6 protein-coding genes and 1 pseudogene are annotated in these 8,200 nt (G+C 66.6%); all 7 read right to left on the bottom strand.

What is annotated here, in order from left to right; all coding sequences use genetic code 11:
• Positions 1-731 (bottom strand): annotated as a pseudogene (locus VMR39_RS20210) (hypothetical protein); the annotation flags it as partial.
• Complete coding sequence (locus tag VMR39_RS20205; protein WP_325418417.1) at positions 728-1,465, bottom strand: class I SAM-dependent methyltransferase; 738 nt, start codon at positions 1,463-1,465, stop codon at positions 728-730. The pseudogene VMR39_RS20210 and the gene VMR39_RS20205, both read right to left, overlap by 4 nt.
• Before the next feature lie 61 nt (positions 1,466-1,526).
• Positions 1,527-2,657: a glycosyltransferase gene (locus tag VMR39_RS20200; protein WP_325418415.1), complete on the bottom strand. Its 1,131-nt coding sequence runs from the start codon at positions 2,655-2,657 to the stop codon at positions 1,527-1,529.
• A 4-nt stretch (positions 2,658-2,661) separates the two neighbouring features.
• The gene (locus VMR39_RS20195) at positions 2,662-4,011 is read right to left on the bottom strand and encodes a sugar transferase (protein ID WP_325418413.1); all 1,350 of its coding nucleotides are present in this window, start codon (positions 4,009-4,011) and stop codon (positions 2,662-2,664) included.
• Between the two features lie 161 nt (positions 4,012-4,172).
• The gene (locus tag VMR39_RS20190) at positions 4,173-6,068 is read right to left on the bottom strand and encodes an XrtA/PEP-CTERM system amidotransferase (protein WP_325418411.1); all 1,896 of its coding nucleotides are present in this window, start codon (positions 6,066-6,068) and stop codon (positions 4,173-4,175) included.
• An 11-nt stretch (positions 6,069-6,079) separates the two neighbouring features.
• Positions 6,080-7,615, bottom strand: a complete 1,536-nt coding sequence (xrtA, locus tag VMR39_RS20185; protein ID WP_325418409.1) for an exosortase A — start codon at positions 7,613-7,615, stop codon at positions 6,080-6,082.
• Positions 7,612-8,200 (bottom strand): glycosyltransferase (locus tag VMR39_RS20180; RefSeq protein WP_325418407.1); only part of this gene is annotated, 589 nt, incomplete at its 5' end. The genes VMR39_RS20180 and xrtA, both read right to left, overlap by 4 nt.

The following is an 8,200-nucleotide window of genomic DNA, read 5'->3' as shown; positions in this document are numbered from 1 at the left end:
GTGCACGCCGCCGACGCGCCGATATCGCGCAGATAATGGGCGCGAACATGACCACCCCCGACCCGGAAGGCGAGCCAGTGGCGGTGGGTCATGTTCAGCCGCCGATGGACATGGGCGATGGCATAACCAATCACGACGATGCTCGCGATGAGTTGCAGCGCCACCGACAGGCGCGGGTCCATCCCGGCGAGGATCGCCAGCAGCAGCCCGATCGTTACGACCCGACGCGCGCAGTCCAGCCCTTCCCACAGGAAATTGCCGTCGACCGCCGCCAGCGCCCGCTTGGCGAGCAGCCCCGGCAGGTTGAGGCAGGCCGACAGGAAGAAGAGCAGGAACAGCAAGGGCATCCCCGTCGCCAGCCATCCCATGACCAGCGCCGCGATCAGGATCAGCGTCCCGCCCGCGACCAGCAGGCCGAGGAACAGGAACAGCACCCCCATTTCCTCCAGCCGGAAGCCGCCATCCGCCGCGCCCCGCCCCTCGCTTGGGCGGCCACCCAGCCAATGCTGACGCAGCCGGGCATAGATGATGCTGGTCAGCCCGAACTCGGCCGAAATGGTGAAGTTGCCGAAGGCGACCAGCAGTAGGAAGGCCTGAAACTCGGCGATCGGCAGGACGCGCACGAAGACGAAGGTGACGGCAAAGCCCCAGATCAGCACCAGTCCGACATTGGCGAGCTTCACCAGGGCCAGGATGCGGGCGCTGCCCTCCATCCGTGCGAGCCGGTTCATGCGGGCTTGCGCGCCCTGAACAGCCGGTCGTCGAGGGCGTAGAAATGACGCGTGGCGACATCGATCGCGGTGGCGTCGATCTCCTCCAGCTCGAATCCCGCAACGCGGATGCGGTCGGCGAAGTCGGGGCCATATTGGCGGACATGATCCCACTGGCCGAAGCGGCGTTCGCGTTCGCGCGGGGGAATATCGAAGCTGCCATCCTCGGTCGGCTTGTCCCAAAGCGGGACGATCAGCCAGGCTTCGCCGCCCGGCTTGAGCGCCCGCAATATGTTGCGCAGCACGGCCATGTCGTCGGGCACATGCTCCATGACATGGCTGGCGTAGAACAGGTCGTAACGGTCGCTGTCGGCGAGATCCATCAGGTCGACGCGGCGCATGTTCGGCACCGTGTAGCGCGCGGGATCGAGATCGGCGGGCACATAGTCGGCGGCGGCGGAGAAGCGCTTGACCAGACTGCCTTCATTCGGCGCCATGTGCAGGATCGCGCCCTGGGTCGGGACGATCAGCCGACCCTCCCCGATCAGCCAGTTCATCAGCCGCTCACGCGGGGAGGCGCCGCATTCGGGGCAACCCCATTCGCCATTGTCGCCATAGCGGAAGAAGCCGACCACGGTCGCGCCGCAGGCCGGGCAGCCGCGTGTTGCGCGCGCGCCCAGCGCCTTGCGGGCTTTCAGCGCCGTCTTGGTCAGATACTTGCCGGCGGCCTTGGCCACCCGCTGGACAGTAATCACGTCATTCTCCGCTTGGGGTCAGGATCGGCCTATACAATATCGCGCAGCCTTGGCGAGAGGCTCAGCGCGACTTGGCGGGGTTCCATGTCGTGACGGTGCGCCCGCTCATCGCCTTGAGCACGCCCTGCAAGGTGGCGGCATAGGCGATCAGCACGTCGACCAGCGCCGCGAGCGGGCCGCTTTTCGAGCGGACGCCGATCCAGACGGCGAAGACGACAGCCAACGCGCCTGCCATATAGAGCATCGGCGAAAGGCGCAGTGCCAGCGCCCCTGCCGCAACCGCGCCGATCAGGATGAAGACGCCGCCGAACCAGCGGACGATCTTGCGCGAGGCATATTTGAAGCGGTCGAGCGCGGCCATCCGGCGCAGTTGCGGCGCCAAATGACTGTGCGTGTGCCAGGCGCGCGCGGCGATGCGGACCTTGCGGCGATATTCGTCCTTGCGCGCCGTCACCAGCCGTTCGCGGGCGATGACGTCCTTCGCCTTGACCAGCCGCTTGCCTGCAAAGACCACCGCCATGGACACGGTCAAGTCGTCCAGGACGCTATCGGGAAATTCGGGATAGAGACTGCGCCGGATCGAGAAGATCGAGCCATCCGCGCCCAGCACATTGCCGGTGCGCGATTCCTCGTCCTTCAATTTCTCCTCCAGCCGCCAGTAGAGCGACCCGACCGAGGCGGTGGCGCTTTCATTCGCGCCGACATAATGGAGCGATCCGAGCACGCCGCCGACATCGGGATCGGCATAGCGGGCGAGCAGCCGCTCGACCGCCTCCTCGTCCAGCAGCACATTGGCGTCGGTGAAGATCAGCACATCGCCCCGCGCCCGCGCCGCCAGCTGCTTCATGCCATGCGCCTTGCCGCTGCGGCCGGGACCACGGATCAGCGTGACGAGGCCGTCCTGTGCCGCGATCAGATCGCCCGTGCCGTCGGACGAGCCATCGTCGAAGGCGAGGAATTCCAGCGCAGGATAGCGACGCCTGAGCATCGCCAGATTGGCGAGCTTGTCCGGCATGGCGTCAGCTTCGTTATAGGCGCAGAAGAGCAGGGATGCGCCGGGCGCCGCCTCCGCGACCGGCTGTTCCGGCCGGGTCGGCAGCGCGCGCAGGATCAGCGGGTAGAAGAGGAAGGGCCAGGCCACCGCCACCAGACAGAGCAGCAGGATCGCGGCGAGGATCAGGTTGGTCGCCATCGGCTCAATAAGCCTTGTGGTGGACAAGCACGCCCAGCGTCGCGACGATGATCCGCAGGTCGCGCCAGATCGACCAGTCGCTGACATATTCGAGGTCGGAGCGGAGACGATCGATCAGATCCTGATGATGATCGGTGGCGCCGCGATGGCCACGCACCTGCGCGAGGCCGGTCATGCCCGGCTTGATGCAATGGCGCTCCCAGTAGCGGGCGTCGACCTCCCAATAGAGGCTGTCGCCCGCCTTTGCGGCGGCGGCGTGCGGGCGCGGGCCGACGATGCTCATGTCGCCCTTCAGCACGTTGAACAGCTGCGGCAGTTCGTCGATGCTGGTCTTGCGCAGGAAGGCGCCGACCCGGGTCACGCGGTCATCGTCGCGCTTCGTGAGCGTCGCGGCCTTGTGGTCGCTCGCCTCGGTGCGCATCGAGCGGAACTTGTAGATGGAGAAGGGGCGTGCATCCTTGCCGATGCGGGGCTGGCGGAACAGGATCGGGCCGGGGCTGGTCAGCTTCACCGCCAGCGCGGCACCGATCAGGACCGGCGACAGGAGGATAGTGGCGACGCTGGCGACGATCAAGTCGAAGAGGCGCTTGATGAGGCGATCACGGAACTGGAGCGGACCGCCAGCGACAATGATGGTGGGCTGACCGTCAAATTCATCCACCCGCGCCGGGGCGAAGCGCAGCAGTTCGGGCACGACGATCTCGCCACGGGCCGACAGCGACTTGAGCGCCGCCGACCAGTCGTCCATCCGTTCGAGCGGACAAGCGACGATCACCCGTTCCGCCATGCCCACCGCCGCCGCCAGCCGCGCCGCCATGTCGGCGTCATGGCGTTCGGGATGGAGATTGGCGGCGTCGGCCTGGATGATGTCCATATGCGGGCCGGTCTCGATCTCCACACCGTCCATGATGACGGCGGTGAGGTGCGGAACATCGCCCAGCAGGCTGACGGCGAGACGCGCCACCGCGATGCGGACGATGGCCAGCGTGGCCGCGCCCAGCACAAGGCCGGCGAGGAAGGTCAAACGCGACAGCTGCTCGGCGATCTTGCCCAGATAGACGATCAGCAGCATCAGCAAGGCCGCCTGCGCCAATGCCAGCAGCGAGCGAAAGATGCCGCGCCGGACATGATCGAGCGTGTTGATGCCATAGGCGCCGCCCTGCACCGCCAGCAGCGCATAGAGCGGCGCGACCATGGCGAACATCACCAGCCCATGCGGCTTGCCCGGCTCCCCCCAGAGCGCGCCCAACACGAAATAATTGGCGGCGAGAAAGGCGCAGAACAGGCCCGCCATGTCCCCCGCCAGACACAGCGCATAGAGCCGCAGCCGCACGATTTCCTTCGAGACTGTCACGGATGCGTCCTGATTTTCGTCATGCGTCCCGTTGGCACCGGCGGGCGTGGGTTGCAAGGGGGCACGCTTACGCAGTCTCCGTTCGTTGCGCGCGTGTCGAGAAACGGGAAGCGCTTCCTGTCCGTTTCTCGACTTCGCTCGAAACGAACGGGCGGTGTGAATTACACCCCGAACAACCGCGTCAGCGCCTTGTCCAGCATCAGCAATTGCCAGAGCAGCCGGCCATGGTCGGACACGCCGGACCGATGGTCGGCGGCGACCTTCGCCAGCATCTTCGTGTCGAACCAGCCGGTCCTGGCCAGCGCCGATCCGCCCGCGATCGCGGTCGCCTCGCCCGCCAGTGCGCCGCGGAACCAGGCGCTGATCGGGGTGACGAAGCCCATTTTCTGGCGATAGAGAATGTCCTGTGGCAGGAACGGCTCCATCGCCTTCTTCATGAGATATTTGCCGCTGTTGCCGCGAATGCGCTGGGCGACGGGCAGACGGGCGGCGAACTCGACGAGCCGATAGTCCAGCAGCGGCTCGCGCGCTTCCAGGCTGACGGCCATGCTCATCCGGTCTGTCTTGGTGAGGATGTCGCCGGGCAGCCAGATGCGGATGTCGGCATATTGCGCCCGGTCGAGCGGATCGCGCGCGGGCGCGTTCGCCATAACCTTGATATAGCGATCCTCGGCCCGATAGGCGCCGAGACGGCTCTTCATGTCCTGGCTGAACAGGCGCTGGCGCAGGGCGTGGGGCGTCACCCCGACCGAGGCGGCATAGGCGTCGCCGCCCTCCCCCGCCAGTTCGAGGAAGGTCGACTTGGCGCGCAGGACGCGCGGCGCCCAGTCGGCCTTGGGATAATGGCGGCCCAGCGTGCCGAACAACGGTTGGCGCACCGAGGCCGGGATCAACCCGCGCAGCCGTTCCCCCTGCATCTGGAAACGGTGCCGGCGATAGCCAGCGAACGCTTCATCCGCGCCGTCACCGGAAAGGGCCACCGTCACCTGTTCGCGCGCCAGTTCGCAGACGCGATAGGTGGGCAGCGCGGAGGCGTCGGCGAAAGGCTCGTCGAAATGGAAGGCCAGCGTATCGATCAGGCCGAAATCGTCGGGCGACACGATCCGGCTGCGATGGTCGGTAGCGAAGCGACGGGCGACACGATCGGCATAGGCGGTTTCGTCCAGGCTGGCGACGTCGAAGCCGATCGTGCAGGTCTTGACTGCGCGGTTCGATGCTTCGGCCATCAGTGCGACCACGCTGCTGCTGTCGACGCCGCCCGACAGGAAGGCACCCAACGGTACGTCGGCCACCATGCGGGATCGGACCGCCTGCCGCATCAGGGCGACCAGTTCCTCTTCCAGCGCCTCCGGCTTGGCCTTGCTGCGATCAGCGAAGCTGACGTCCCAATAGCGTTGTGGTTGCGGCAGGGACCGACCGCGCACCAGCCGCAGCGTCTCACCCGCGCCCAGCTTGCGCACGCCGGCGACAAGGCAGGAATCGTCCGGGACATAGCCGTAGGCCATATAATCCTCCACCGCCGACAGGTCGGGCGCGCGGCGCAGCAGCGGATGGGCGAGCAGGCTCTTCAGTTCTGATCCGAAGATCAGGCTACCATCCGACAGCAGTGCATAATGGAGCGGCTTCACCCCCAGCCGGTCGCGCGCCAGCCAGAGCGATTGCGCCCGCGCGTCGAACAGGGCAAAGGCGAACATGCCGTTAAAGTGGCTGACGCACTCCTCGCCCCATTGGCGATAGCCGTGCAAGATGACCTCGGTATCGCTGCTGGTGCGGAAGACATGGCCCTTCGCCTCCAGTTCCTCGCGCACTTCACCGAAATTATAGATTTCACCGTTGAACACGACGGCAAGACTTTCGTCCTCCGTAAGCATCGGCTGCGCGCCGCCAGCCAGGTCGATGATCGACAGGCGCAGATGGCCAAGGCCCACGCCCGGCGCGGTCCAGATGCCGCTGCCGTCAGGGCCGCGATGCAGCATCGTGTCCAGCATGGCGCGCACCCGCGCCGGGTCGACCGGCTTGGCCGTTTCGAGGTGGAAGATGCCCGCTAAGCCGCACATGCGAATAGGCTCTAGCGAATACCGATGCTGCGGTCAGCCAGAAGTTGCACATCGCCGAGATCAGTGAGGAAGGCGGCGATCGCCGCGTCCGAGGGGTGCCCCTCGCCTTCTTCCGCCGATACGAGGATGGCGATGGCGCGCTGATCCTGTCCCAGCAGGCGGGCCTTCATGGTTTCGAGCTTCACCGCAGGCCTGCTGCCGGTCGGGGCGCCGCCGCCCACGGCGTAGAAACTCACCACATGGCGCACCACCGGACCGGGTGCAGTGATCTGCTCACCACGCGCATCGGAAGGGGCGCGGGCCGGCGAGGACCAGACCCATTCGCTGTCCGGATCGGCCGCCCCCTGCCCGAAGCCTACGAGTTCGCGCTGGTCCTCCTGCCGGTCATAAGTGGCGATGGCTAGGTCCACGATCTGGCCTCGCGCATTCCGATAGCGGCCGCTGACGAAGTGGTCGGCGCCATCGAAGCGAGGCTTCCAGGGATAGGCCTGCCGTACATCGGTCCGGGTCCAGTCGCTGACCGCCGGCATCTCCAGCACCGGGGGCAGCGGATCGGCGGCTGCGGCAGTGGCAGCGAGCCAGAGCGGCGCGGCGATCACCAGCGTCAGCGCGCCGCCTGCCACCCTGCCGACCGGGCCGTTGCGGACCTCATCGCCCTGCAAGGCGCGCGGAACGAACCAGGGATCGCCCGGCTTGCGATCGAAGAAGGGCCAGGCGGTAGCCATGACCACGATCATGATGATCGCGAAGAAGACCCAGCCATAGACGACATGGTCGAAGCCGACCGCCGCATCGACCGTCGTCAGGTGGGCAACCAAAATGGTCGCGAAGGCGCGCACGCCGTTGGCCAGCACCGACAGACCGAGCGCGCCGGCCATAAAGAGGATGCGGCGCGACCAGCGGGTGAAGCAGACGTTGCAGACCAGCGTGCCATAGGCGGTCATCGCGATCAGGAATTTCGCGCCTGAACAGGCTTCGGCAACCTCGAAATAACCTGTCGGCGTGGTGATGAAAATGCCCTCCATATGCGCCGGCACCCCTGACAGATCGAGCAGCAGCATGGCGAGCCGCGCCGTCACCAGTTGCAGCGGCGGCACGATCTCCTCGCCGAAGGGCACCATGAAGAAGGCATAGAAAAGCGGGAAGAGCAGCGCGCGGCCGACAGCCGGGCCGAGCAGCGCGATGGTCGCGCCCTGGAGCATGACGATCAGCGCGCCATGGCGGATCATCGCCACCCCCGCCGCCGCGCCCAGCAACCAGGCAAAGGCTCCTGCGCCCAGCCAGAGCAGCCCCGGCGTCCAGGCGACCGGCTGCAACTGGCGCAGGCCGGGCATCCGCTGCTGCACCAGCCAGGCGATGAGGAAGGGGATGAACAGGCAATGGCCGAAGGTGGAAGCGTTCCACCAGATCGACACCATGCTCCAGACATCATCCAGGAAAAGCGACAGGATGACGAAGGCAACGACACCCAGTGCGGTGAGATGGCCGCGCCAGCCGGTAAGGTCGACCAGTGGCAGGCGGTCGGGCATCAACGCGCGTTCCGTCATGCCACCGCGTCCGCGACCGGAGCCGGGCCAAACAACAGGTCGGGTAGCCGTTTGAGCGTCGCCGACCAGCGGTAGCGCTCTTCCATCCTGGTCCGGGCGGCCTGACCAAGCCGCTCCGCACGGGCCGGGTCGGCCAGGAGGGCGATGATCTTCTCCGCCTCCTGCGCGGGATCGTCGGCGACGAGCAGATGCGATTCATCGCAAGCGTCGATGCCTTCGGCCGCCTGCGACGAGGCGACGACCGGGCGGGCCATCGCCATCGCCTCCAGCACCTTGTTCTGAATGCCGCGCGCGATCCGCAGCGGCGCGACGACGACGTCCGCGGTCGCCAGCCAGCCGCGCACATCGGACACTCCGCCGGTTACGATCACGCCGGGCAGATCGGCCAGCGCCTGTACCGACTTGACCGGATTGCGCCCGACAATGGCGAAGCGGACATCGGAATGGGCTGCGCGGACGAGCGGCAGGGTTTCACGGGCGAAGCTTTCCACCGCCTCCACATTGGGGCGATAATCCATCTGGCCGGTGAAGACGAGCAACGGCCCCTGCGCCGATTCGACCGGCACGAATTCGGCCATCGGATCA

Source organism: Sphingobium sp., from assembly GCF_035511395.1.
Taxonomy (GTDB): Bacteria; Pseudomonadota; Alphaproteobacteria; order Sphingomonadales; family Sphingomonadaceae; genus Sphingobium.
Note: the sequence above shows the minus strand (reverse complement) of the source record. Positions and strands in the feature narration are given on the sequence as shown.

Coding starts and splice junctions, on each gene's coding strand:
- xrtA (WP_325418409.1), bottom strand. CDS start 7,615: ATGACGGAACGCGCGTTGATGCCCGACCGCCTGCCACTGGTCGACCTT.
- VMR39_RS20200 (WP_325418415.1), bottom strand. CDS start 2,657: ATGGCGACCAACCTGATCCTCGCCGCGATCCTGCTGCTCTGTCTGGTG.
- VMR39_RS20190 (WP_325418411.1), bottom strand. CDS start 6,068: ATGTGCGGCTTAGCGGGCATCTTCCACCTCGAAACGGCCAAGCCGGTC.